Annotated in this window: 15 protein-coding genes and 3 pseudogenes; 17 read left to right on the forward strand and 1 reads right to left on the reverse strand. The window is 56.4% G+C overall.

The window, feature by feature from the left end; translation table 11 throughout:
* From K334_RS15200 to K334_RS14645, 14 genes and pseudogenes are all read left to right on the forward strand, one after another.
* Positions 1–209, forward strand: a 209-nt coding sequence (locus K334_RS15200) for a hypothetical protein (protein ID WP_211225446.1), incomplete at its 5' end; no start/stop codon positions are given.
* A 349-nt stretch (positions 210–558) separates the two neighbouring features.
* A complete protein-coding gene (locus K334_RS15205; RefSeq protein ID WP_154655627.1) occupies positions 559–885 on the forward strand; it encodes a hypothetical protein in 327 nt (108 codons plus the stop codon).
* 521 nt (positions 886–1406) lie between these two features.
* A pseudogene (locus tag K334_RS14120) lies at positions 1407–4785 on the forward strand (SusC/RagA family TonB-linked outer membrane protein).
* Positions 4786–4808: 23 nt separating this feature from the next.
* The gene (locus K334_RS0112905) at positions 4809–6524 is read left to right on the forward strand and encodes a RagB/SusD family nutrient uptake outer membrane protein (RefSeq protein WP_027445073.1); all 1716 of its coding nucleotides are present in this window, start codon (positions 4809–4811) and stop codon (positions 6522–6524) included.
* 95 nt (positions 6525–6619) lie between these two features.
* Positions 6620–9664 (forward strand): golvesin C-terminal-like domain-containing protein, encoded by a 3045-nt coding sequence (locus K334_RS0112910; RefSeq protein WP_027445074.1) that lies wholly within the window; start codon positions 6620–6622, stop codon positions 9662–9664.
* A 65-nt stretch (positions 9665–9729) separates the two neighbouring features.
* On the forward strand, positions 9730–11631 hold the full coding sequence (locus K334_RS0112915) for an outer membrane protein assembly factor BamB family protein (RefSeq protein ID WP_051218768.1): 1902 nt from the start codon (positions 9730–9732) through the stop codon (positions 11629–11631).
* Between the two features lie 5 nt (positions 11632–11636).
* Positions 11637–13109 (forward strand): glycosyltransferase family 2 protein, encoded by a 1473-nt coding sequence (locus K334_RS0112920; RefSeq protein WP_027445076.1) that lies wholly within the window; start codon positions 11637–11639, stop codon positions 13107–13109.
* A 33-nt stretch (positions 13110–13142) separates the two neighbouring features.
* Positions 13143–14471: an MFS transporter gene (locus K334_RS0112925; RefSeq protein WP_027445077.1), complete on the forward strand. Its 1329-nt coding sequence runs from the start codon at positions 13143–13145 to the stop codon at positions 14469–14471.
* 10 nt (positions 14472–14481) lie between these two features.
* Positions 14482–15709, forward strand: a pseudogene (locus K334_RS14125) (exo-beta-N-acetylmuramidase NamZ family protein).
* Positions 15710–15714: 5 nt separating this feature from the next.
* Positions 15715–16866 (forward strand): acyltransferase family protein, encoded by a 1152-nt coding sequence (locus tag K334_RS0112935; protein ID WP_025880913.1) that lies wholly within the window; start codon positions 15715–15717, stop codon positions 16864–16866.
* Positions 16863–17708: a BadF/BadG/BcrA/BcrD ATPase family protein gene (locus K334_RS0112940; RefSeq protein ID WP_025880914.1), complete on the forward strand. Its 846-nt coding sequence runs from the start codon at positions 16863–16865 to the stop codon at positions 17706–17708. The genes K334_RS0112935 and K334_RS0112940 overlap by 4 nt, the downstream gene beginning before the upstream one ends.
* Positions 17709–17711: 3 nt before the next feature.
* Positions 17712–18524: an N-acetylmuramic acid 6-phosphate etherase gene (murQ, locus tag K334_RS0112945; protein ID WP_025880917.1), complete on the forward strand. Its 813-nt coding sequence runs from the start codon at positions 17712–17714 to the stop codon at positions 18522–18524.
* Positions 18525–18527: 3 nt separating this feature from the next.
* Positions 18528–19724, forward strand: coding sequence for a CobW family GTP-binding protein (locus K334_RS0112950; RefSeq protein ID WP_025880919.1), 1197 nt, complete (start codon positions 18528–18530; stop codon positions 19722–19724).
* Between the two features lie 73 nt (positions 19725–19797).
* Positions 19798–20044: pseudogene (locus tag K334_RS14645) on the forward strand (DNA damage-inducible protein D); the annotation flags it as partial.
* 213 nt (positions 20045–20257) lie between these two features.
* Here K334_RS14645 and K334_RS14980 read toward each other — a convergent pair.
* Positions 20258–20536 (reverse strand): hypothetical protein, encoded by a 279-nt coding sequence (locus K334_RS14980; protein WP_154655628.1) that lies wholly within the window; start codon positions 20534–20536, stop codon positions 20258–20260.
* Between the two features lie 68 nt (positions 20537–20604).
* Between K334_RS14980 and K334_RS0112960 the strand changes: the two genes are divergently transcribed.
* Genes K334_RS0112960 through K334_RS0112970 form a run of 3 tightly spaced genes read left to right on the forward strand, consistent with a single transcriptional unit; the run spans position 20605 to position 26319 of the window.
* Entirely contained in the window at positions 20605–23427 is a 2823-nt protein-coding gene (locus K334_RS0112960) for a TonB-dependent receptor (protein ID WP_027445078.1), read from the forward strand.
* 15 nt (positions 23428–23442) lie between these two features.
* Positions 23443–24699, forward strand: coding sequence for a DUF4876 domain-containing protein (locus K334_RS0112965; protein WP_027445079.1), 1257 nt, complete (start codon positions 23443–23445; stop codon positions 24697–24699).
* A 45-nt stretch (positions 24700–24744) separates the two neighbouring features.
* Positions 24745–26319, forward strand: a complete 1575-nt coding sequence (locus K334_RS0112970; protein ID WP_025880920.1) for a DUF6850 family outer membrane beta-barrel protein — start codon at positions 24745–24747, stop codon at positions 26317–26319.
* The last annotated feature ends 42 nt before the right edge of the window (positions 26320–26361 follow it).

A 26361-nucleotide genomic window follows, 5' to 3' on the forward strand; every position in this document is an offset into this window, starting at 1 on the left:
CCTCATGGGATTGGCAAAGGTCATGTTCAACCTCCTCATGGGAGATTGAACATGACCTCTTCACATTCGAGAATTTGAGCCCAAACCAGCCTTTGAACAATGATCATGATTGCCGGCGGCAGGCCCTGGATGGCGGGCGGGCAGGCCCGCATGACGGTGCCCGAGGCTTTCCTGCGGGTGTTGAAGCCGGCGGCTTCACCTTTCCGTAACCCCCGGTCATGCCGAAGGATGACCGGGGGAGGGGTGCCCGCCACCCATCCGTCGACCCTGGAGGGGTCGTCCACCATCATCACGGCTGTCTTTGGGCGACCCTTCCAGGGTCGACACATCCCACCACAAACGTAAAAAGACCAAGACCTTCGGCCTAGATATCTCCACCGCCGACCAGGCAGGGTAGCTCGCTGCGCTCGCAACCCTGCTCTCCAAAAAAACCAACCGCCAAGGCGGTAGCAGGCGCAAGACAGGCAGTTGCAGGCAAAATATAGGCGGTAGCAAGCGAAATACAGCGCGGTTACATGCAAAATACAGGCGGTTGCATGAGCAAGACAGCGCAACAGCATGAGCAAGACCGGCGGTTTCCTGCGCAAGCCGCCATGCCCATGTTCCCATGAACCGATTTGGGTTGAAAAATCGGCGTGGAAAAGATTCAGAATATTCTTTACAAACACCCTCGAAAAACTGCCGTTATTTGAAAAAAGAAAAACGTTGGGCGCAAATAACGCCATTTTTCGCGCATTTCACAATGCGCTGATATCCAATAAATTGCGAAGACAAACGCAACATCCGGCCTCTTGCGGACGCCAACCGCCATGCTTTTGCGACACAAGAGCTGGCCTTTTACAACGCAACCCGCCTGCTTTCACAGCCCAATCCATGTGCACTTGAAGGCCCAAAGCCATGCTTCGAGGGGCGGAAAAGGGCGTTGTGGAAGCCCCAAAGGGCTGGAAACGAAGCGAAAGAGCGGATGAACACACCGTTTCAAGAGCTGTTTGCACGGCTGCGCAAGACCGTTTTTGAGTGAAAGAAAATTGACAAAACACACACCTTTGTCGAGCCCGTGAAGACGACAGGGCCACCATGTCCTCAAAAAAGCGGGCAAAGGTAGTAGGCCGGAAGCCCCGTGAACAGGCCGAAGGCCCACCATGCCCCCAAAGAAGCGGGCAAAGGGGAGCGACATCCGCCTTTCGGACCGTCGTTGAAGACAATCCGTTATGATTCGATAGTTATTTTTGTACTTTCAAAAAAATAATTAACAAAACACTTGCAAGTTTCGTTTATTTTAATCATATTTGCAAAGTGAAGACACCGTCAGCCTGCTTCCACCGCATTACGGAGCCCCACAGACCTTGCAAAACATACCATTTGACATCCCATTCAAACATCCTATAACTCATAAAAACACGCTTATGAAAAGACACGTTGCGCTGATAGGAGCGCTATTGCTATCATGCGGAGTATCAGGAAGTTACGCTTCTGTACCCCCCCCCACAGATTGTAACGGACAGCAAGACCACCGTTGCGGTTAAAGGAACGATTGTCGACGAGAACGGCGACCCCATCATGGGCGCCAGCATTGCCGAAATAGGTACAACCCGCGGCACAGTGTCGGACGCAAAAGGCAGTTTTGAACTGAAAACGGCCAACAACGCCAAACTCCGCATCTCTTTCCTGGGCTACAAGACCGTTGAATTGAAAGCCAAAAGCGGCATGCACGTCCAGATGACGCCCGACAACGCCCTGCTCGACGAGGTGGTTGTCGTGGGCTACGGCCAGCAGAAGAAGGTGAATCTCACCGGCGCCGTGGCCAACGTGGACATCGACAAGACGCTCGGGAGCCGACCGGAGCAGGACGTCAGCAAGGCCCTGCAAGGCGCGGTGCCCGGTCTGACGGTGCTCAGCAACAACGGCGACCTCAACGCCACGCCCTCCCTCTCCATCCGCGGCTTGGGCACGTTGTCCAACAAGCAGAAGTCCTCGCCGCTCATCGTCGTCGACGGCGTGCCCACCGACAACCTCACGATGATCAACGGCAACGACATCGCCTCCATCTCCGTGCTGAAAGACGCCGCGTCGTCGGCCGTCTACGGAGCCAGGGCGGCCTTCGGCGTGATTCTCATCACCACGAAGCAGGCCAAGAAGGGTGACCGCGTGACGGTGAAGTACAACGGCCAGCTGGCTTGGGACCAGGCCACGGTGCTGCCCGACTTCCCTACGGTGCCCGAACAGCTTGAGGCCGGACTCATCGGCAAGAAGCGGGCAGGCGAATCCACGCCCGAACTCTTCGGCATGTACTTCGACAAGTTGCTGCCGCTGGCCCAGGATTGGGAAAAACAATACGGCGGAAAGAAGGGCTACAGCCTGATGAGACCGTGGAAAAGCGACCAGGAAGTGGGCGACTACTCCTTCGAAGGCAGCCCCATGTACTATGCCAACTACGACATCCGCAAGATATGGTACGACAACGCCGCACCCTCGCAGACGCACGACGTCAGCATCTCGGGCTCGTCGGGCCGCACCACGTTCTACACGTCGCTCGGCTATGACTACAAGCAGGACATCATGAAGTTCAACCCGGCCAAGCGCAACCGCCACAACGCCACGGTGAACCTGCAGACCGACATCACCGACTGGCTCACGGCAGGCGTTCGGTTCAACTACACGCGCCGCCACTTCAGCAGGGCGGACACCTGGACCGACATCCACCAGTATCTGTGGCGATGGGGTTCCTACTTCATTCCGTCGGGAATCTACAAGGACGCCGACGGCACCGAGTACGACTACCGCATGATCGCCATGCAGAAGCAGGCCAGCCGCTACGTCATCGCGCACGACGTGCTGCGCATGAACGCCTTCGTGAAGGCCAACATCACCAAGGAGCTGACCCTCAACGCCGACTACACGTATCAGATAGACAACTTCAACTCGAAGACGGCCGACCACAGCGTACAAGGCATGAACTGGAGCGGCAAGAAGCCGACCTACTTCGTTACGTCGAGCAACACCAGCACCAACCGTTGGAACCGCAAGAACAACCGCTGGACGGCCAACGCCTACCTGAACTACGCCCACTCGTTCAACGACGAGCACAACCTCAACGTGATGGCCGGCGTCAACGGCGAGAGCTTCACGTCCGATTACTTCGGCGCCACCCGCAAACTGCTCTACGATGAGAATTATCCGGAGCTGAACCTGGCCTATGGCGAAATGAAGGACGCCACCATCGAGTCGGAGACCGCCGACCGCGCCTCGGCCGGCTACTTCGGACGAATCAACTACGACTACAAGGGCATTTACCTGCTCGAACTCAACGGCCGCTACGACGGTTCCAGCCGCTTCCGCAGCGGCGACCGCTGGGCCTTCTTCCCCAGCTTCTCATTGGGCTATCGCTTCAGTGAAGAGGCCTACTGGAAGAACTACCGCCACATCGTCTCCAACGGTAAGCTGCGCTTCTCCTACGGCGAAATCGGCAACGAGGCCATCGGCGACAACATGTTCCTCTCCACAATGACACCCTATCAGGTAGAACCCAACAGCAAGTTCATCTGGCTCAACGGCAGCGGCGCCAAGGTCAACGGCTTCACCATGCCCACATGGGTGAACCCATCACTCACCTGGGAGCGCATCCAGACGAAGAACCTGGGCCTCGACCTCGGCTTCCTCAACGACGAGTTCACGCTGACCGCCGAGGTTTATGAGCGCCTCACCAAGGACATGCTCGCGCCGGGCAACGCCATTCCGTCGGCCGTCGGTGCCGGAGCACCCTACACCAACGGCGGAGAACTCCAGGCACGAGGCTGGGAATTGTCGGTGGCATGGCGCAAACAGTTCAGCAAAGACTTCGGCCTCTACGCCAACTTCAGCATTGGCGACTCGAAAATCAAGGTGAAGAAGTGGAACAACGCCAACAAGATCATCGGCCACACCAACGACGTTTCCTACGCCTACGAAGGCCAGACATGGGGCGACATCTGGGGTTTCGAGACCGACCGCTACTTCACGGAGGACGACTTCGAGAGCCGCAATGCCGACGGAAGCTGGGTATATAAGAAAGGAATAGCCGACCAGACGGGCATTCAGACAGGCAACTTCGTCTACGGCCCCGGCGACATCAAGTTCAAAGACCTCAACCACGACGGAAAGATCGACGGCGGAAAGGGCACCTTGGAAGACCATGGCGACCTGAAAGTCATCGGCAACACGCTGCCCCGCTACGAATACAGCTTCCACATCGGCGGCACTTTCAAGGGCTTCGACCTCGACCTCTTCTTCCAAGGTGTGGGCAAACGCGACGTCTGGACGATATCGGCATTCAACTTCCCGCTCATGAGAAACGCCGACCTGACCCTCTACAAGCACCAGACGAAATACAATGTCTACACGTGGGACGCCGATCCGGATAAGAAAGTGGTGAACATCAAGCAGAGCAACGACTATCCGTGCCTGTGGCCTGGCAACGAGGCAGCCGGCAACGTGTCGGCATTGTCGGCATCCAAGGGCAGCCACAACTACTATCCGCAGAGCAGATACCTCACCCGCATGTCCTATTTGCGCCTGAAAAACATCACGTTGGGTTATACCTTGCCGAAAGAACTGACACGCAAGGCCTATATCCAGAACCTCAGGGTCTACGTCAGTGCCAACAACCTCTTCTTGCTCCACAAGGGCAACGGCGATTTGCCGGTCGATCCGGAAATCAACGAAGGCCAAGGTATCAAGTTTGGCGGTTGGGGACGCACGCAACCCATCACCCGCACCTTTGCCGTAGGCGTACAGGTTACACTATAAGCGACATCTAAACATCAAGCATCATGAAAAAGTCAATTCTATATATCCTTGCGACTGCAGCCCTGACACTAACGGGTTGCAACGATTTGCTGGACAAGAATCCGCGCGACACGTTCGTCAACGCTCCGGCGTTTTGGAGCAATGTCAACGAGGTGGAAAGCTACAGCAACGGTTTCTACTCCTTCTACGGCAGCGCCAGCAGCTTCTATTTCAACACCTTGAACGACGACCAGGCCAATCCTTCGTTCGCCAACTGGACTTACCGCACGATTCCCAACAAGGCCGCCGCGTGGTCGGGACGCTTCACCAAGATACGCCGGGTCAACTACATGCTCGACGGAATCAAGACTTCGAGCCTCTCCGACGCGCAGAAGGCCAGGTACGAAGCCATCGGCCGCCTCAACAGGGCATGGGTCTACTACGAGCTGGTGCAGATGTACGGTGACGTACAGTGGGAGGACAAGGTGATAGGCGACCCCAACGACGAGGCTGTCTATGGCCCGCGCGACGACCGCGACCAAGTGATGGACAAGGTGTTGGCCGACCTGGACTTTGCTATCGCCAATCTGCCCAGCAACACTTCCGACAAGACGACGTGGGGCAAGGAGATGGCGCTGGCCGCCAAAAGCGACATCTGCCTCTACGAAGGCACCTTCTGCAAGTATCGCACGCTGGCCGACAACGGCAAGGCACCCGACGGCGCCCGCGCCAAGAAATACTTGGAAGAATGCGTGAAAGCCTCGGAGGCACTGATGGACGGCAAGTTCGTGCTCAACGAGTGGACGCCCGGAGCAGGCGGCAAGATATACACGGTGTACAATTCGCTGAACCTGTCAAACAACAAAGAGGTCATCTTCTACGACAACTATGAGAAGGATGTCAAGGCACATGGCCTTTGCGACTACACCTCTGGCTCTACAACACAGAGCGGACTCACCAAGGACGCCATCGACGCCTTCCTTTTCAAGGACGGAAAGCCGTTGGCGACGACGACACTCGACAAGAACGACGCGGCGGCGGCCAATGCCAAAGGCGACTACTCCATCAGCCACCTGCTGGCCGTGAAGGACAAACGCCTCAGTTTGCTCGTCGACTCCATCATCTGTTTCAAGAGTCACGGCTGGATCCGCAACGAACCGTCGCCCGACGGACCGCTGCCGGCCGAGATGACAGCGGCAACGGGCTACACAATCTACAAGTATGACAACCCGCAGCTGGCGCTTCACTACCGCACCAATACGAATACCAACTACACCGACATCCCCTTGTTCTGGTATTCTGTCATCCTGCTGAACGAAGCGGAGGCCAAAGCAGAGTTGGGAACGCTGACCCAAGCCGATCTCGATAAGACTGTCAACTTGCTGCAAAAGCGTGCCGAGTTGCCCAATATGACACTCAATCCCGCCGCCGACCCCGCCAACAACATGGGCGTGAGCAACCTGTTGTGGGAGATACGCCGCGTGCGCCGCTGCGAACTGATGTGCGACATGGACTACCGCTACTGGGATCTCGTGCGCTGGCACCAGCTTGACAAGCTCGACAGCAACAAGTACACCGCCATCAACCGTGGAGCCAACATCGCCAACTTGCCCGACAAGAAGGGACAGAACGTCGACGGCAACTATCTCGTTGGAACGACGGCCACCCGTAAGTATGAAGCGAAATACTATCTGTACCCCGTTCCGAGCAACGAAATAGACCTGAACGCCGAAAAGGTGAAGCAGAATCCGGGCTGGTAACGATTCATGCCCATGCAACGAACAGACATAAATCGCTTGCATCATCCACTACCGGGACCTGTACACGCAGGCCCCGGTAGTTTAGTATATTTGTTATGAAAAGACTTTTTGCCTTATCCCTGGGGCTGGGGCTGTCCTTTTGCACGACAGCCCTCGGGCAAGGGACGGACGCCGTCGAACGCGTTCTGAACCAATTCACCGCCGGCGTCAACACCGGTCGTGTAAGCGTGGACTCCATCAAGGCCGACAGCGGCCGAACCCTCGTCTACGCGAGCACCAACTTCTCATACGTTTCCTTCAATCCCGATAAATGTCGGGACATCATCAGCCGCGTCAAGGCCGTTCTACCAGCCAATGACGCCGACAACGAGGTGCATGTCATCACGGGCGGCGTAGACATCCGCGACCTGATTCCCCGCCATCTGCGGCCGAAAGCCGACAAACCGGCCGTCTTCACGCAGGACAAGACGGTGCCGTTGGTGCGCAACCTGAGCCGTCCCTACACCCCGACGCGAGGACTTGAGGGCCGACATATCGCCATGTGGCAGAGCCATGGCCTCTACTTCGAGCCGGGACGGCAACGCTGGCAGTGGCAACGGGGGCGCATGTTCCAGACCGTCGAGGACAAGTACACGCAACAGTATGTGCTGCCCTACCTCATCCCCATGCTCGAAAAGGCGGGTGCCTATGTGCTGACACCCCGCGAACGCGACGCCAATCCTCATGAAGTAATCGTCGACAACGATGGCCAACTGGCCTCATCGCCCTACACGGAGACCGACGGCGACAAGCCCTGGACGACCGGCGACGGCCCCGGCTTCGCCTACATGCGGCAGGAATACAAGGAGTTTGAGAATCCTTTCCACGACGGCACCTACCGCATGGCGGAGACGACGACCAACAGCGGGCGTGCCGGCGAAATCAAGTGGAGTCCCCGGATAGCCGTCAGCCGCCCCTACGCGGTCTACGTGGCCTACCAGTCGCTGCCCAACAGCACCACGCAGGCACTCTACACGGTGCGTCACAAGGGCGGCAGCACCCGCTTCTCGGTCAACCAGCAGATGGGTGGCGGCACGTGGATCTACCTTGGCACCTTCGACTTTGACGCGGGAACGCAGGGCTGTGTCACGCTCACCAACTATTCAAAAGAGAAAGGAACCGTCGTGACGGCCGACGTCGTGCGCTTCGGTGGCGGCATGGGCAACATCGCCCGACGGGCCGACGGCGACAGTATCGCCTTCAACGGAAAGACCGACCGCCAGTCGGGTTACCATCCCCGCAACGCCTGGCAGCCCCGAATGGACTACCCATACGAGGTCAGCGGCTATCCCCGCTACCTGGAAGGAGCACGCTACTACATGCAGTGGGCCGGCATTCCCGACAGCGTTTACTCGCCTTCACACGGCAAGGACGACTACCGCGACGACTACAAGAACCGCGGGCCATGGGTCAACTACCTATTGGGAGGCACCAAAGCCTGGCCCGAAGGCAAGGGGCTCCGCATTCCCATCGACCTCTCCTTCGCCTTCCACAGCGACGCCGGCACGGTCTATGGCGATTCCATCATCGGCACCTTGGGCATTTACATGGTCAACCGCTACGGCGGCAAGTTCGCCGACGGCACCAGCCGGCAGATCAACCACGACCTTTGCGACCTCGTCCAGTCGCAGATCGTGAACGACATCCGCACCCTCTACGAACCCAAATGGACGCGGCGTGGCATGTGGAACCAGTCTTATTTCGAAGCATGGACGCCCCGTGTGCCGGCCATGTTGCTCGAACTGCTCTCGCATGAGAACTTCGCCGACATGCGCTACGGGGCCGACCCGCGCTTCCAGTTCACCGTTTCGCGCGCCATCTACAAGGGCATGCTCCGCTTCCTGTCCGACAACTACGGCACCGACTATGTGGTTCAGCCGCTGCCTGTCAAGGATTTTGCGCTCCAACTGGCCAAGGGCGACAAGGTGCTGCTCACGTGGCAACCGGTCGACGACCCGCTGGAAGCGACGGCCAAGGCCGAGAAATACATCGTCTACACGCGTCAGGGCGACGGCGATTGGGACAATGGCGTGGTGGTGAAGAAGCCGCAACACACAGTCACGATAGCCCCCGACCAGGTGGTGAGCTTCAAGGTGTGCGCCCTGAACAAGGGCGGCGAGAGCTTCCCGTCCGAAATATTGAGCGCGGGCATAGCCTCTGCGGCCACGGCCAAGCCCGTCCTGGTGGTCAACGGCTTCGACCGCATCAGCGCGCCCGACGACTTCCGCAGTGCCGACGACGAGCAGGCGGGCTTCCTGGCCGACGACGACAACGGCGTGCCCTATCGGGAAATGATCTCCTACACGGGCAAGATGAAAGAGTTCAGGCGGGCCATCCCCTGGACGGACGATGACGCTTCGGGCTACGGCGACAGCCAGAGCAACTACGAACGGATTGTGGTGAAGGGCAATACTTTCGACTACCCTGCGCTCCACGGGCGGTCTCTCCTGAAGGCAGGCTACAGCTTTGTGTCGGCCGGTCGTGACGCGGCCCTCGCCCTCCGGCTCTTCGACAGCGAACGTTTCTGTGCCGTCGACCTCATTCTGGGCAAGAACAAACAGACCAAGATGGGGCGAATCGGGGCTGTAAAGGGACTCGACTTCAAGACTTTCCCAAAACCGTTACAACAGGCCATCACGACCTATTGCCAAGCAGGCGGCCGCATCTTTGTCTCCGGTTCCTACGTGGGCACCGACCTTTGGCAGAACCCCATCGCCAAGGCCGACAAGGAAGACATCGCCTTCGCACGTAAAATACTGAAATACCAGTGGCGCAACGACAAGGCGTCGACCGAGGGTGAGATTACGACCGTGGTGTCGCCGCTGACCGACAGGCGGCTGCGGATGGAATATTTCAACCGCCCCAACGAGCAATCTTACGTCGTGGAGTCGCCCGACGCCATCGACCCGGCCGACCCCTGCGCCTACACGGCCTTCCGCTATCCCGAAAACAACAAAAGCGCGGGCGTCGTCTTCGGCGGCAACGAGACCGACCGATGGCGCACGGTGGTGCTCGGCTTCCCCTTCGAAGCGGTGAAGGGAGAGGCGCAACGCGATGAGTTGATGAAGATGGTGATGGAGTATTTGAGGAATAAAGAGTAGAAAATGCGCACGAATCACGTTATTTTAATATCTTTGCATCATGATATAGGAAAGGTAAAACTAAGATGAAGCATTTCATAACGAAACCTAAACAATGGTATCTACAAGCCGCCATCCTGTGGGCGCTTCTCCGCGTCTGCATGCCGGCACAGGCCGGTGAGCCTTTCCGCTTTGCCCTCCTCACCGACATCCACATCGACATCAACGCTCCGGGGCCCACACAAGACCTCCGCAACTCGGTCGACCAAATCAACGCGTCGGACTCCATCGACTTCATCCTCGTCACCGGAGACATCGCCGACAAAGGGGACGGGGCCTCGCTGCGGCTGGCCAAGCAGGAACTCGACCGACTGCAACGCCCCTACTACATTGTCCAAGGCAACCACGACCAGAAGTGGAGCGAGAGCGGATGTATGGATTTCAAGCGGATTTTCGGCTATGAACGTTTCAAGTTCGAGCACCGCGGCTACCTGTTCCTGGGCTTCCCGAGCGGCCCGCTCATGCGCATGGCCCTGGGACACGTGGCTCCCGAAGACATCGAATGGCTGAAAGAGGAGCTGAGGCACAACGGATTCGACAAGCCCGTGTTCCTTGTGAGCCACATGCCCATGCTCCCTGAAGACGTCGACAATTGTTTCGACGTGACCGACGCCGTGCGTCCCTACCCTGTCCAGGCCTTTCTCTGCGGCCATTACCACCACAACCTCTTCACGACATACGATGGCTTGCCGGGGTTCGTCAACATCACCAACCTCAGACAGAAAGGCCACACGGCCGGACAATACAACGAATATGACGTGACGGCCGACTCAATCATCGCCTATACTCATCCCTTCGGCTTGCCCCGCCACCGCTGGGCCGCCGTCGCGCTCGGCCAATCCCACGGCCCGGGTGCAGCGGCCACGTCGCCCTTGCGCCCCGACTTCAGCGTCAACCGGGACTATCCCATGGTGAAAGCTGCGTGGCAGGTAGCCTTGCGGGCCGGAATCTATTCGTCGCCGGCCATCGACAGGCGTCGAATCGTGGTGGCCGACAACCTCGGACGCGTTACCAGCTTCGACCATCAAGGCCGCCGGCAGTGGCAATACGCCACGGGTGCCCGCATCATCGGCACGCCCGCCATCGGCCGTGGCGTGGTGGTGGCCGGCTCGGCCGACGGTTTTATCTACGGCATTGACGCCCATAAGGGCACGTTGCGGTGGAAGGTGCGGACGCAAAGGCCCGTCGTGAGTGCCGTGACCATCCGTGGCGGCATAGCCTACGTGGGCAGCGGCGACCATATCTTCCGTGCCATCCGCGTCAAGGACGGCACCATCCGTTGGAGTCAGCAGGGCATTCGGGGCTACGTGGAGACCCGCCCGCTCGTCAACCGCCGCATGGTGGTATTCGGCGACTGGGCCAACACGCTCTACGCCCTGCGCCGCAAGGACGGCATACCCTTGTGGCAATGGACCACCGGACGTCAGGACATGCACTATTCGCCTTCCGGCGTGTGGCCCGTCACGGCCCACGGCAAGGTGTTCGTGGCCGATCCGCGCCGCGTGCTGACCGCCATCGACGCCCACGACGGCCATGAGGTCTACGCCACCAAGCAGAGTGTGGTGCGCGAATCCATCGGCATTTCCAAAGACCGGCGGCGCGTTTATGCCAAGACCATGCGCGACAGCGTGGTCTGCTACTCGGCTTTGGACAATCATCCACGGCAACTCTGGGCCTGCAACGTGGGCTTCGGCTACGAGCACGCCACCGTCATGCTGCCCGAAAAGGACGGCGTGGTCTTCTCTTCCACCAAGAATGGCCTCATCTTTGCCATCGAAGCGAAGACGGGACGCCTGCTTTGGAAGCACAAGGTGGGCAACACGCTCGTCAACACCGTGGTTCCCTTGAGCCGAGACGCCGTGCTCTACACCGACGAGGACGGCTATTTGGGAAAACTATCCATCGACAAATCATCACTGAAAATATAACAATCATGAAGAAAATGGTAGATTGCTTCCTACCCATGGCAGGGCGGGAAGAATTGAAAAGAACGCTCGAAGGCCTGCAAGGCCAGGACATCGTGAACCGTGTCATCATCCTCCAAGCCGGCGAACCGACGACCGTGGAAGGCGTCGACGGCGTTTTGGCCATCGACACGCTGAAGAGCAGCGACACCATGCGCAAGGTGGCCGAGGCTGCCGAGGCTCCTTACACCTTATTATATATGAAGGAGCAATATATGGAAATAGGCCTCTACGCGCTCGAACGCATGGTCGGCATTGCCCAATGCACCCATGCCGGCATGGTGTATGCCGACCATTACAAGATATCGGCCGAGGGAATACGCTCCGAGGCACCCGTCATCGACTACCAGAAAGGCAGCTTGCGCGACGACTTCGACTTCGGTTCGGTGCTCTTTTTCCGCACCGACGCCCTCAAGACGGCGGCCGGCAAGACGACCGCCCACTATCAGGCAGCAGGCTTCTACGACCTCCGACTGAAACTGTCGCAGTGCGAGGAACTCGTCCACATCAACGAAAACCTCTACAGCGAGGTGGAACTCGACAACCGAAAGACGGGCGAGAAGCTCTTCGACTACGTAGATCCACGCAACCGGGCCTCACAGATTGAGATGGAACAGGCCTGCACCGAGCACCTGAAAGCTATCGGCGGTTACCTTGCTCCGCAGTTCGAGTCGGTCGACTTCAACCAAGAAGCGTTCGAATACGAGGCCACCATCATGATACCTGTGCGCAATCGCATCCGCACCATTCGTGACGCAATCGACAGCGCGTTGAGCCAGAAGACCGATTTCAAGTACAATGTATTCGTTGTCGAGAACGGTCCGGAGTTCCATTCCACCGACGGCACCACCGAAGCCATTGAGGAATACAAGGCCGACGAGCGGCTGGTGCACCTCATCCCGACCCGCCGCGACATCGGCGTAGGTGGCGCCTGGAACATGGCCGCCCACCATCCCAAGTGCGGCCGCTTCATCGTTCAGCTCGACAGCGACGACGTCTATTCCGACGAAAACACGCTCCAGAAGTTTGTAGACGCCTTCCATGAGCAGCAATGCGCCATGGTCATCGGCTCCTACATGCTGACAGACATTGACAAGAACATGCTTCCCCCGGGCAAGATAGACCACCGCGAGTGGACACCCGACAACGGACGCAACAACGCTTTGCGCATCAATGGACTCGGCGCGCCGCGCGGTTTCTTCACGCCCGTGGTGCGGGCCATCAACCTGCCCAACGTAAACTACGGCGAAGACTACGCCTTGGGCCTGGCCATCTCACGTCGTTATCAGATCGGTCGCATCTATGACGTGCTGTATTGCTGCCGCCGTTGGGACGACAACTCCGACGCCGCGCTCAGCATTGAGAAGGAAAATCGCAACAACACGTACAAGGATCGCGTCCGCACATGGGAGCTGCAGGCCCGCATCGCCATGAACAAATAACGACCATCGCTGTCAACAATACGCTAAAAATCAATGAAAAGCAACATAAAATCTCCATGGCTGTGGGTGCCTACGCTGTATTTTGCCGAGGGTGTGCCCTATTTTGTCGTGAATAACATCTCTGTTATGATGTTCACAAAGATGGGTGTACCCAACGGCGATATGGCTTTCTTCACGACACTGCTGTATTTTCCGTGGCTGCTCAAGGGCCTGTGGAGCCCTTTGGTGGACGTCATCAAGACCAAACGCTGGTGGATCGTGGCCATGCAGATAATCATGACCGCGTTTCTGGTGCTGCTGACACTCACGCTGCCCAGTCCTTCGCCGGCCGTCATCGCCGGCGGACAGACCCCCATCAGCATGTTCACGCTGACACTCATCCTGTTCATCATCGCCGCTTTCGCCTCGGCCACGCACGACATCGCCGCCGACGGCTACTATATGCTGGCCCACGGGCCGAGCAGTCAGGCCGCCTTCATCGGCATTCGCAGCACCTTCTACCGCATCGCCTCGGTGTTCGGCCAAGGTGTACTGGTCTTCATTGCCGGCAGTATCGAGAATGAAACGGGCAACATCCCCCATTCCTGGAAGGTAACCCTGGGCGTGAGTGCGGTTGTCTTCTTCCTCATCACGCTCTACCACACCTTCTTCCTGCCCCATTCGGCCGAAGACAAGCCGCGTGTCGACGACAGTGTCGACGACAAGGAGGCCGCCAATTTGAAGCGGAAGGAACTCGTCAACTCGTTCGTCACGTTCCTCAAGAAGCCGCATGTGCTCTGGGCCATCGCCTTCATGCTGCTCTATCGGCTGCCCGAAGGTTTCCTCATCAAGATGTGCCAGCCCTTCCTCGTCCACAGCACGGCCAGCGGCGGCCTGGGACTGAGCACCGACATGGTCGGCCTCATCTATGGAACCTTCGGTGTGATGGCCCTCTTGGGCGGTGGCATCGTGGGCGGAATCTTCGCCTCGCGCATCGGTCTGAAGCGGTCGCTGTGGCTCATGGCCGGCTTCATGACGCTACCCTGCCTCACCTTCGTCTACCTGGCCGTCTACCAACCCACCGACATCACCGTCATCAGCATAGCCCTCTGCATCGAACAGTTCGGCTACGGCTTCGGCTTCACGGCCTACATGCTCTACATGATGTACTTCTCCGAAGGCGAGTTCAAGACCTCTCACTACGCCATCTGCACCGCCTTCATGGCCCTGAGCATGATGCTCCCGGGCTTCGTGGCGGGCTATATCCAGGAAGCCATCGGCTACGTGAACTTCTTCTGGATGGTCATGCTGTGCTGCGTGGCCACCGTCGGCGTGACGTTTGTCATCAGAAAACAGATTGACGAGAACTATGGACGCAAATAAACACGATGCAATGAAAAGATTAGCGATAATCTGCTGCGCCCTGGGACTTGTCTTCGGCAGTGTCGCGGCACAGAAAGTGAAGACGGGCATAGAGGTTTTGAAGAAGCAGAACTTCAAGATGTTGGAAGGCTTGCGGGTCGGTCTGGTCACCAACCCTACGGGCGTGGACAACGACCTGCGGTCGGACGTCGACATTCTGCACGCCGCCAAGAACGTGAATCTCGTGGCCTTGTTCGGTCCGGAGCACGGTGTCAGGGGCAACGCGCATGCCGGCGACGCCGTGACCGACGACTCCGATCCGGCTACGGGATTGCCCGTTTATTCGCTCTATGGCAAATATCGCACGCCTTCTGACGAGATGTTGAAGAATATCGATGTGCTCGTCTACGACATTCAGGACATCGGTTGCCGCTCGTTCACTTACATCAGCACCTTGGCCAACATCATGAAAGCCGCTGCCCGCAACCATATCAAAGTGGTGGTGCTCGATCGTCCCCAATCCGTTGGGCGGCCAAAAGGTGGAAGGCTGCGTCACGGAAGACGACTGCATCTCGTTCGTCAGCCAGTTCAAAGTGCCCTATGTCTACGGCCTGACGCCCGGCGAACTGGCCCGACTGCTCAACGACGAGGGCCTGCTGGGCGCGAAATGCGACCTGGAAGTAGTGAAGATGAAAGGCTGGCGCCGCTCGATGACCTACGCCGACACGGGCCTGAAGTGGGTGCTTTCGTCGCCCCACATCCCCGAAGCCTCGTCGGCGCCGTTCTATGCCGTGTCGGGCATCGTGGGCGAACTCGACAGCATCAACATCGGCGTGGGCTACACGGTGCCTTTCCAGACCTTCGCCGCGCCTTGGATTGAAGCGACCGAACTGGCCGGGCGCATGAACGCGCTGCAACTGCCGGGCTATACGTTCCGCCCCATCTACTATTCGCCCTTCTACAGCAAGTACAAGGGCCGGCAACTGCAAGGCGTCCAGGTGTATTTCACGGACTATCGCAAGGCCCGCCTGTGCGACGTGCAGTTCTATCTCTTGCAAGAACTCCACCAACTCTACCCCGACCACGACATCCTGGCCGAAGCGGGACAGCGCGCCGGCATGTTCGACAAGGTATGCGGAAGCAAGAAAATACGGGAGCTTTTCCTACGACGACACCGCTGGAGCGACGCCAAGGCCTATTGGGACAAGGACGTCGACAAGTTCAAAAGGCTGTCCCGACAATATCATCTCTACAAATAAGTTTTATGACAGAAGTAAAAAGCAGCCGCATCCAGGCCATCGACATCCTGCGCGGCATGACCATCGCCGGCATGATCCTGGTCAACAACCCCGGCGGCGAACCCGTTTATACGCCTTTGGAACATGCCGAATGGCTGGGACTGACGCCCACCGACCTGGTGTTTCCTTTCTTTATGTTCATCATGGGAATCACGACCTACCTCTCATTGCGCAAGTTCAACTTTGAATGGTCATGGCCCTGTGCCCGCAAAATCCTGAAGAGAGCCGTCCTGCTCTATGTCATCGGCCTTGCCATCGGCTGGCTCATGAAGTTCTGCTACGGCATGGTGAGCGCCGACAACGCCTCCCTTCCCTTCCTCGAACGGGTGCTGGCGTCGGCCAACAGCTTTGCCGAACTCCGCCTGGTAGGCGTCTTGCCACGCCTCGGCATTTGCTACGGACTGGCCGCCTGCGTTGCGCTCAGCCTGAAACACAAGTACATTCCCTGGCTCATCGCCCTCATCTTCATCGGCTATTTCATCCTTTTGGAGACCGGCAACGGCTGGGCCCACGACGCCACCAACATCCTGGCGGTGTTCGACAACGGCGTTCTCGGCCCGAACCACCTCTACAAATGGGACACGCCCGACCCCGAAGGACTCCTCAGCACGCTGCCCTCGCTGGCCCACGTGCTCATCGGCTTCTGCGTGGGACGCGTCCTGACCAACCTGAAAGACCTCAACGACAAGATTGAAAGGCTCTTCATCATCGGCGCCCTGCTCACGTTCGCGGGCTTTCTGCTCAGCTACGGCTGTCCCATCAGCAAGAAACTGTGGACGCCGACCTTCGCCATGGTGACGTGCGGACTGGGCGCCACGCTCCTGGCCCTGCTCTCCTGGGTTGTCGACAAACGCCGATGCGGCGGCGGCTTCAACCGTTTCTTCATGGTCTTCGGCGTCAATCCGCTGGCCCTCTACGTCCTGGCCGACCTCATCCTCATCCCGTTGTCCATCATTCCGATAGGCGGACAAACCGTGCAAAGCCTCTTCTTCAAGGACATCATGCAGCCCCTTGTCGGCACGCAGGCCGCGTCGCTGGCGTGGGCCTTGCTCTTCGTCCTCATCGTATGGGGCTTCGGCTGTTATCTTTATAAGAAAAAAATCTTTATCAAACTATGATATTATTAGCAGATAGTGGGTCTACCAAAACCGATTGGTGTGTGGTAGACAACGGTCAGGCCGTTCTGACCATCAAGACAAAAGGCACAAATCCCTTCTTCCAGACCGAAGAAGAAATCGCGCAGGAAATCAATAGCGCGCTCGTTCCCGAACTTCCATCGACCGACATCGAAGACGTATTCTTCTATGGTGCCGGTTGCACGCCCGAAAAGCTGCCTATTCTGGAGGCCGCACTCCGAAAGCACCTCCACATCACGGGTCGGTGCGAGGTTGCCACCGATATGTTGGCGGCAGCCCGCAGCCTTTGTGGCCACCGACCGGGCATTGCCTGCATCCTCGGTACGGGCAGTAACTCTTGTGCTTACGACGGAGAGAAGATTATCAAGAACGTTTCTCCGCTCGGATTTATTCTTGGAGATGAAGGCAGTGGTGCCGTTTTGGGCAAGACATTGGTGGGCGACGTGCTCAAGAACCAGTTGCCGCAAGACATCGTAAAGGCTTTCCACGACGAGTATCAGCTGACCAATGCCGACATCATCGACCGTGTTTACCGCCAGAAACTGCCCAACCGCTTCCTCGCCGGCTTTGTTCCTTTCCTCGCGAAGCATATCGACAACGCGGCTGTTCGCCAATTGGTGGTCGATGGTTTCCGCCGTTTCCTCGTGCGCAATGTCAAGCAATACGACCATTGGGACCAACTACCCATCGGCTTTAACGGCTCCATTGCCTACTACTTCAGGCAACCGCTCGAAGAAGCGCTCAAGGCTGAAGGCATGACATTGGGCAAAATCATCCAAGCTCCCATGGAAGGGCTCATCGCTTATCACACCAATCAGGAGTAAGCTATGGCATTCGTCAAAATATCGGAGCAGCCGTCGCTCTACGACGACCTCGAAAAGAAAAGCGTTCACGACCTTCTGGTCGACATTAATCGTGAAGACCAGAAGGTGGCCCTGGCCGTAGAGCAGGCCATTCCACAGATAGAGAAACTCGTAACGCTACTCGTGCCGCGCATGAAAAAGGGTGGACGCATCTTCTATATGGGTGCCGGCACGAGCGGAAGACTGGGCGTTCTCGACGCGTCAGAGATTCCGCCGACCTTCGGAGTGCCCCCAACCCACATCATCGGACTCATTGCCGGCGGCGACACCGCGCTGCGCAACGCCGTCGAAAACGCTGAAGACGACGAGCAACGGGGCTGGCAGGAACTGCTGGAGCACCACATCAACGAGCACGACGCCGTTATCGGTATCGCCGCTTCGGGCACAACGCCCTATGTCATCGGCGCACTGCGCGAGGCACGGGCCCACGGCATCCTCACCGGTTGCATCACCAGCAACCCCGATAGTCCCATGGCAGCCGAAGCCGACGTACCCATCGAGATGATTGTAGGCCCCGAATTTGTCACCGGCAGCAGCCGTATGAAATCGGGAACGGGCCAGAAAATGATTCTCAACATGATTTCTACATCAGTCATGATACAACTGGGACGCGTCAAAGGCAATCGCATGGTCAACATGCAACTCACCAACAAGAAACTCATCGACCGAGGCACACGCATGATTGTAGACGAACTGGGACTCGACTATGAACACGCCAAACGCCTGTTGCTGATGCATGGCTCGGTCAAGAAAGCAATAGAAAACAGTAAAGGATAATCCATGACAAAGAAAGAACTGCCTGTCTTGCTGCTCACCGGCTATCTCGGAAGCGGCAAGACCACACTACTCAATCGTATTCTCACCAACGAGCGCGGCATTAAATTTGCCGTCATCGTCAACGACATCGGCGAAGTGAACATCGACGCGAGCCTCATCGAGAAGGGCGGCGTCGTGGGACAGAAGGACGACAGCCTCGTGGCGTTGCAGAACGGCTGCATCTGCTGCACGCTCAAGATGGACCTCGTGGAGCAGATTCACGACATCACGACCATGCAGAAGTTTGACTATATCGTCATCGAAGCCAGCGGAATATGCGAACCCGCGCCCATCGCGCAAACCATTTCCAGCATTCCGACGCTCGGGCCGAAATACATCAAGGACGGCATCGTGCGCCTCGACTGCATCACGACCGTAGTAGACGCGCTCCGCATGCGCGACGAATTTGGCAACGGCGACCGGCTCGTGCGCGACAACATCGACGAGGAAGACATCGAAAACCTCGTCATCCAGCAAATGGAGTTCTGCAACATCATCCTGCTGAACAAGGCTGCGGAAGTGACGCCCGACGAACTGGCCCGCATCCGGCACATCATCCGCGCCATCCAGCCCAAGGCCGAAATCATCGAGTGCAACTACGGCGACGTCGAACTGGGCAAGTTGCTCGACACCCACCTCTTCGACTTCGACGCCACGGCCACTTCGGCCGCCTGGATAGACGAAATCGAGCACCACCACGGCGACGAACACGAGGACGGGCATGACGACGACGAGCACGAGCACCACCACGGCCATCACCACCACCATCACCACGACGAAGGCGAGGCCGAGGAATACGGTATCGGCACGTTCGTTTATTATCGCCGCCGTCCGTTCGACCTGGCGTGGTTCGACGACTTCGTCGCCCGCAAGTTCCCGAAGAACGTCATCCGCTGCAAGGGTATCTGCTGGTTCAAGGACGAGCCCGACACCTGCTACATCTTCGAGCAGGCAGGCAGGCAAGTGGGCCTGCGCAACGCCGGCCGGTGGTACGCCACCATGCCCGAGAAGGAGCTCGAAGCGCTCAAGACCGTGCAGCCCGGGTTGCGCCGCGACTGGGACGAGAAGTACGGCGACCGGATGCAAAAGCTCGTCTTCATCGGCCAGAAGCTCGACAAGGAGGCCATCACGGCCGCCCTCGACAAGTGTCTGCTCGACTGAGCCACCCCCTGCCATCAAGCGAAAGGACCGTGCCCGTGGGCAGGGTCCTTTCTTGTTTTCAGCCCTTGAGCGGCTTGCGGCCAAGAACCTTGCTACGGAAATGACCAACTACAATGTAGAGAACAAAAACCTGCATGGAGAACTACCCATTACGCGCGAACACATACAGAACAACCAAAGTGTGCGTGACATGTTGGGGGCAGCGTGGCATCAAACCTGAAGAGCTTCCACCCGCAGAAGATATCAAGAAACCGGAACGCAAGGTTGCCCGAGACGAAAAGAAGATTGAACAAGCCTCACAAAAACAAAGTTTGCCGAAGCTCAATTGTCAACGCCGCTTTAACATTGACGTTTGCCGAAGCTCAATTGTCAACGCCGCTTTAACATTGACGTTTGCCGAAGCTCAATTGTCAACGCCGCTTTAACATTGACGTTTTCCCCAGTCGCGCTGTTAACTTTTCCTTTGTTTTGACGTTTTCCCCAGCCGCGCCGTTAACTTTTCTTTTGTTTTGACGATTTCTCCAGCCGCGCTGTTAACTTTTCTTTTGTTTTGACGATTTCTCCAGTCGCGCCGTTAACTTTTCTTTTGTTTTGACGATTTCTCCAGCCGCGCAAACCTGCCGTCGTTTGCCGAGACGTTTGCTCAACGTGGGCAGGCTTGCCAATGATTCGGGGCGAACATCCGTCTTGCTTGTTCCGGTTCTCCGTCGCTTGCTTTCAAGGCCAACGGCGTCGGGCAACAGCCCGATGCGACAAATACCTATTAAAAGGTATTGGGCCGAATCACTTTTTTTAGTATTTTTGCAGCTCAAGACCGCTGCTTCTTGCGGCTCCACAAAAACATCAAACGCAAATACGAATCAACATTTCTTTTATCCAAATGACAAATTTGAAGCAACTTTTCAGACCTTTCCTGTGTCTGTTGTTCATATCGGTAGCCATGAACGGTTATGCCCAGCAGGCGGTAAAAATCAGCGGAGCGGTCTACGAAGCCGGCAAACAACCCCTGATTGGCGCCACTGTTTCGGTGACCGACTTTAAGTTTGGTGCCGTGACCGACATCAACGGTCGCTACCAACTCAACCATGTGCCACAGGGAAAAGTGAGGCTTGTCGTCAGATATCTGGGCAAGCAGGAGATTGACACCGTTGTTACGATCACCGGAAGTCGGCAACTCGACTTCTATATGAAGGACGAAAACTTTCGCCTAAACGATGTTGTGGTCGTGGCACAGACCAAGGCCGGCGGCACTTCTACCGCGTCCTACGTCAACCGCAACGCCATCGACCACTTGCAGGCAACCAGTCTGACCGACATCTTAGCTTTGGCACCGGGCGCCATTTCGTCCAACCAAACGCTGAATAAGGCGGGACTGGTGACCATTCGAGGTGTTGATAACAATAGACTAAACGAGCTTAACTCTTTCGGCGCGACGCTTATACAGGATGGCGCGCCCCTTTCAAACAACGCCAACTTGAGCGCGCTCAACCCATCTGTCAACGGAAGCACGGCTGCCATGGCCGGAGGAGCGTCGGCCAATACGGGTGTCGACGCCCGCGGCATATCGGCCGAGAACATAGAGTCGGTTGAAATCGTGCGTGGTATTCCTTCGGTAGAATACGGCGACCTCACTTCGGGAGCGGTTATTCTGCACACCAAGGCCGGTCGCGAGCCTCTCCGCGTCAGTGCCAAGGCCAATCCCAACATCTATCAGGGTAGCGTCGGCACGGGATTCGAGTTGGGACGCAGAGCCGGCGCGCTCAATCTGAGCGGCGACTATGCTTACAGTAATAACAAGGTAACAGCCTCTTACCTCACCTATCAGCGCGTAAACCTTCGGGCCATTTACTCCAATGCGTTCTTCGGAAATCGTCTGCGCACCAACACTTCGCTCTCGCTTAACTACGCCAAGAATCACGAGGATGACAATCCCGACCTGCCTCGCGACATCAGTCGTGGCGAAGACACGGGGCTGCGCTTCAATACCAACGGACTATGGCAGTTTGATAAAGGCTGGTTGCGCAACATCCGCTACGTCGTTCAGGGCAGTTATACGTCTAAACAGAGCATGACCGAGCGGGATGAAACATCTGCCAATGCCGTGTATTCGGGCACAATGACCGATGGAACCACGTTGAGCAATCGCCCGGGACGCCGTGTTTATGACGCCGATGGCAAGGAACTGACCCACTTCAGCGACGCCGACGTTCGCGCAGGTTACTACGCTCACTACCTGCCCAACGCCTATACAAGTCATAACGAGATTGACAGTCGTGAGGTAAACTTCTTCGCTAAGCTGACGGCTAACTTCTTTCAGTCGTTCGGTAAGTTCAATAACGGATTGCTTTTAGGTAGCGAGGTTAAGCTCGATGGCAACGAAGGCGAGGGCACTAAGTGGAGTATGGCGAATCCTCCTTTCCGTTCGGTCAGAGATTACGACAGTAGTTACCGCCCACGGAGCTATAAAGACATTCCTTATATCAAGATGTTGAGCTTCTTTGCCGAAGATAACGCCGAACTGACGCTGGGCCGTCACACGCTCAATCTGCAGGCCGGTCTGCGCTACGATCGGGTTTCGGTGGTCGGTGGCACGTTCTGTCCGCGCGTCAATGTGGCTTTCGACCTGGTTCCCGATGTCCTGACGCTGCGCGGTGGCTATGGTATTACGGCCAAAATGCCGACCCTTACCTATCTCTATCCGCAGAAAGCGTACTATGAGTACATTCATATCAACGAGTTGCCGCTGGAGAATATTCCCGCCGAAGAGCGAGTGCTGCTCACCACGACACGCGTTGTCGACACGCAGAACAAAGCGTTGAAGGTGGCCAAGAACTACAAGAGCGAGGTGGGTCTTGATTTGAAGTTGGGCAAGACCCGCTTGAGCGTCACCGCTTTCAACGAGCATCTGCGCAATGGTTATAGCTTGGGCAGCACGCTGGGTAGCTTCCTGCCTTTCAACTACACCATTTACGGTCGTAACAGCGACAATAAAATCGTGACCAAAGGCACGTATCCCATCCTCACACCTTATTATACTGCGCTCAACAGTCAGGATATGCGCACCCGCGGACTTGAGTTTGAGTTCTATACGGGTCGTATCGAAGCCATCCGCACGGCCTTCCAGCTTAGCGGCGCTTGGATGGAGTCGAAATACGCGTCGCACAAATACCACTTCTACGATAACTCCAACGGCGCTCCCGCCAGTCGTACCGACATCGCCATCTATGATCCAAAGGATCAGGACGACTACCAAAAGCAGTTCGTTACAACCCTTCGGGCCACCCATAATATTCCTCGCATCGGCTTTGTCGTTACGTTGACGGCTCAAGCGGTATGGAATGAGAGCGACTGGACAACCTTCCACAACGACTCTATCCCCATCGGCTACCTGTCGTTGAAGGACGGTAAGCCCCATTATTTCGAGCCCGGACGATTCAAGACCGTAGACGACGTGAAGGCGGCAGGCTACGACTATCTGCTACAAAACGTCAGTCATGCCAAAGCAATCAAGGAAACGGTAAGCCCGTATTTCCAATTCAACCTCAACCTAACGAAGGAAATCGGCGACGTGGCTCGCATTTCATTCTTCGCCAATAACTTCTTCCGTAGCTATCCCATTAAGAAAAGTCACCGCTATCCCGGCACGTTCGATAGGAAAAACAGCGACTTCTTCTTCGGCATGGAACTCACGCTAAAACTCTAAAAGTACGTATTCAAGATGAAAAATATCATTTATGGGCTATTCGTAGCCATCGCTTTGGGCACCGTTTCCTGCACGGGCTTCGACGAAGCAGCCAAGTCGGAAAAGGTGACACCGCTGCAAGTGAGTGTTAATCTGACCGTTTCTGTGGAAAAATTGGCCTCGGTTAAGAACCTTACACTCAAACTCGACAATTATACCGACGGCTATCATTATAGTAAGAAGCTCAACGATACCCAAGCCAGTATCGACGGCGTGGTGCCCGGTATCTATACGGTCAGCGTGTCAGGCACGGCCTACGATGCCGACGGAGCCGAGTTCTACGTAAACGGCAATGCCGTCAATAAGGCGCTTTATGCAGGGGTAGCCTCTGTTCAAATCACAATGAGAGGACTAAAGGTAAGTCCGCTCGTATTCAAGGAAATCTATTTCGCGGGCAGTAAGCCTCTGAAGGGAACTTCTTATTTCCGCGATCAGTTCTACGAAGTTTACAACAACTCTGCTGAAGTGCAGTATCTGGATGGCGTTTACTTCGCCCAACTCGCGCCCAACGTCGCCACTCGTAAGCTGCCGGTGTGGGATGGTGGCTTGGACGAAAACGTTTGCTATGGCGAACGCGTCTGGCGGTTCCCCGGAACGGGCACGGAATATCCGCTACAACCCGGCGAGAGCGCTGTCATCGCGCAGTTTGCCGCCAACCACAAACAGGAAATATACAATCCTAATTCACCCGTCGATTGTTCGCACGCGGAGTTTGAGTTCTTCCCGTTCAATAATCGCTTGCCCGATATGCCTGCCATCAACATGGAACACGTATTTTACGACGGCAAAAGCGCATTCGGAAAGATACCGCAGTTCCTTACCTCGGTCTTTGGAGGAGCATTCGCAATCTTCAAAGTGCCCGCGGGAGTTGACTGGGATCCTGTTAAAAACACGGCTTTTCAGGCGCATGAGGTGAACAAAAAAGACCTCAAGGCAAAGATACCGCTTCAATATGTGCTCGACGCCGTGGAGTGTATCAACAACGAAACCTACGCCGACGCCAAGCGTATCCCTGCCGCCATCGACGCCGGCATGACATGGGTGGGCTCAACGTACTGCGGATTGGGAGTTGTTCGTAAGCTTATGATCGAAAACGGTGACACGCTGAAGCGCGAGAATGGCGCACTGATCTTCCAAGATACCAACAACAGCACCGATGATTTCGAACGAGGTGTTGTGCCCGTGCTGCATCGCTATCATACCGGGGTGCCTTCATGGAACAAAACCTATTGATATCACTTCGTTCAACAGAGTTTTTCATATTTTAAACAGATTGCAATGAAAAAATCAAACATACGTTTCTATCAATTTATCATGTTGTTTTTAGCCTTCGGCAGCGGTACCGCAACGATGGCACAGACGGTCGACGAGGGACTCTCCGTGGCCGGACAGTCGCTGCTGAAGGGCCAAAGACTGTGGCTTCAGACAGGCAACGCGGCAGGAACGGCTCATGATAATACCCGAAACTACTCACGCCTGCAAGTCAATTACGATGTTCAGTCGGGCGACTTCCACCGCGTTTACACCGGAAAAACGGTGCGCGACGCCAATATTTACACTGAAGGTTTTGTCAATTTGGGCAAAGCTTACGTGTGGGGAGAGTTCAAGTTTACGCACGAGAATGTGGGCAATGCCCGCTTCAATGCCTCTATCAATGACCCATATCGTGGACAACCCTACTTCGTTGTTGACTCAGGAGTTCAAAGTAAATGGCGTAATCAGAACTATCACCTGCGATTCCGGGCAGCGACGCCTGTGCTTTTCCGTAGCTGGACCTTTGGTTTGGAAGGCACTTATAAGGCCCAGTTGGCAGCCAAACAGCGCGACCCACGTGTCGACGCACGCTTTTTTATGCTGCAACTCATGCCCGGTGTCACCTATTCGCCTACATACAACGACGTGATTGGTGTCAACCTGCGCTATGCCAGTGTCAAAGAAGAGTCGAATATGGAGCTTGAAAACTATCAAGTAAAGCCTCATTACTTTGAACTTTACGGCCTTGGAACCGCTCATCGGGGCATTGGCACGGGCCGGGAAACCAACTATTTCGGCAACCGTTGGGGCTTCGGACTGCAATACGAACACCACATGAAGAGCTGGGAGCTATTGGCCGAACTCACCGCCGACAAGTATGTGGAGAATAATGAGATTAGTTTCACTACCCCCAAGAAGGATAGTCAGCTTGAAGAAAAGAACCTCGGAGCCAACATTCAGGCCATGCTGTGGGGACGTTCGCTGACCCATCAGGTTCGCATAGGCTTCAACCGCCGTGCTGTCAATGGCATTATGTATCTCTCGCAGAATGACAATACGCAGGAAAAGGCGGGTTGGAAAGTGCTTCATCAGGACATCCGCTCCACCTATAAGACTACTGATCTGAGCGCGGCTTACACGCTGTTGCGCCCCAGAGATACCGAATACAGCTGGCGAAGCGACCTGAGCGTCGCTTATCAGAAGCTGGATGACAAGTATCTGCTGCCGCTTTCGGTTAAGAATAGTGAGAATATCTATCTTCGCCTTAACCTTGAAAGGAACATCATCGTAGGTCGGTCGATGAACCGCCGCTTGCTGCTGGCTGTCGGTGGCATGTGGAAAGATGCCTTGCGAGGCGAATATCGTTATACCGGAGCCAATGCCAACCTCGTCACCGTGCGCGAAATGGAACCGCTGGATCAGGCCTATCTGACGGCCGACGCATGGGGAGCAAATGGCGCAATCACCTATTCGCAATTGCTGAAAAGCCAGTCTAAGGTCAATGGTTTTGCCCAACTGGCTTTCGACTACGCCCATACCAACGCCGCGATGTTCAACCATCGCAGTCGCGTCAACGTGACTTTGGGCGTGAATTTCTAACTTCACTTTGGGCGCAAGCCCTATTTTCCAACATACAAAGAC

Origin of the sequence: Segatella baroniae DSM 16972 = JCM 13447 (assembly GCF_000426585.1) — a bacterium.
GTDB lineage: Bacteria > Bacteroidota > Bacteroidia > Bacteroidales > Bacteroidaceae > Prevotella > Prevotella baroniae.

Excerpts from the sequence above, each read along its gene's own strand:
- K334_RS0112915 (WP_051218768.1), top strand. The coding sequence starts at position 9,730 with ATGAAGCATTTCATAACGAAACCTAAACAATGGTATCTACAAGCCGCC.
- K334_RS0112965 (WP_027445079.1), top strand. The coding sequence starts at position 23,443 with ATGAAAAATATCATTTATGGGCTATTCGTAGCCATCGCTTTGGGCACC.
- K334_RS0112905 (WP_027445073.1), top strand. The coding sequence starts at position 4,809 with ATGAAAAAGTCAATTCTATATATCCTTGCGACTGCAGCCCTGACACTA.
- K334_RS15205 (WP_154655627.1), top strand. The coding sequence starts at position 559 with ATGAGCAAGACCGGCGGTTTCCTGCGCAAGCCGCCATGCCCATGTTCC.
- K334_RS0112920 (WP_027445076.1), top strand. The coding sequence starts at position 11,637 with ATGAAGAAAATGGTAGATTGCTTCCTACCCATGGCAGGGCGGGAAGAA.
- K334_RS0112940 (WP_025880914.1), top strand. The coding sequence starts at position 16,863 with ATGATATTATTAGCAGATAGTGGGTCTACCAAAACCGATTGGTGTGTG.
- K334_RS0112960 (WP_027445078.1), top strand. The coding sequence starts at position 20,605 with ATGACAAATTTGAAGCAACTTTTCAGACCTTTCCTGTGTCTGTTGTTC.
- K334_RS0112970 (WP_025880920.1), top strand. The coding sequence starts at position 24,745 with ATGAAAAAATCAAACATACGTTTCTATCAATTTATCATGTTGTTTTTA.
- K334_RS0112935 (WP_025880913.1), top strand. The coding sequence starts at position 15,715 with ATGACAGAAGTAAAAAGCAGCCGCATCCAGGCCATCGACATCCTGCGC.
- K334_RS0112910 (WP_027445074.1), top strand. The coding sequence starts at position 6,620 with ATGAAAAGACTTTTTGCCTTATCCCTGGGGCTGGGGCTGTCCTTTTGC.
- K334_RS0112925 (WP_027445077.1), top strand. The coding sequence starts at position 13,143 with ATGAAAAGCAACATAAAATCTCCATGGCTGTGGGTGCCTACGCTGTAT.
- murQ (WP_025880917.1), top strand. The coding sequence starts at position 17,712 with ATGGCATTCGTCAAAATATCGGAGCAGCCGTCGCTCTACGACGACCTC.
- K334_RS0112950 (WP_025880919.1), top strand. The coding sequence starts at position 18,528 with ATGACAAAGAAAGAACTGCCTGTCTTGCTGCTCACCGGCTATCTCGGA.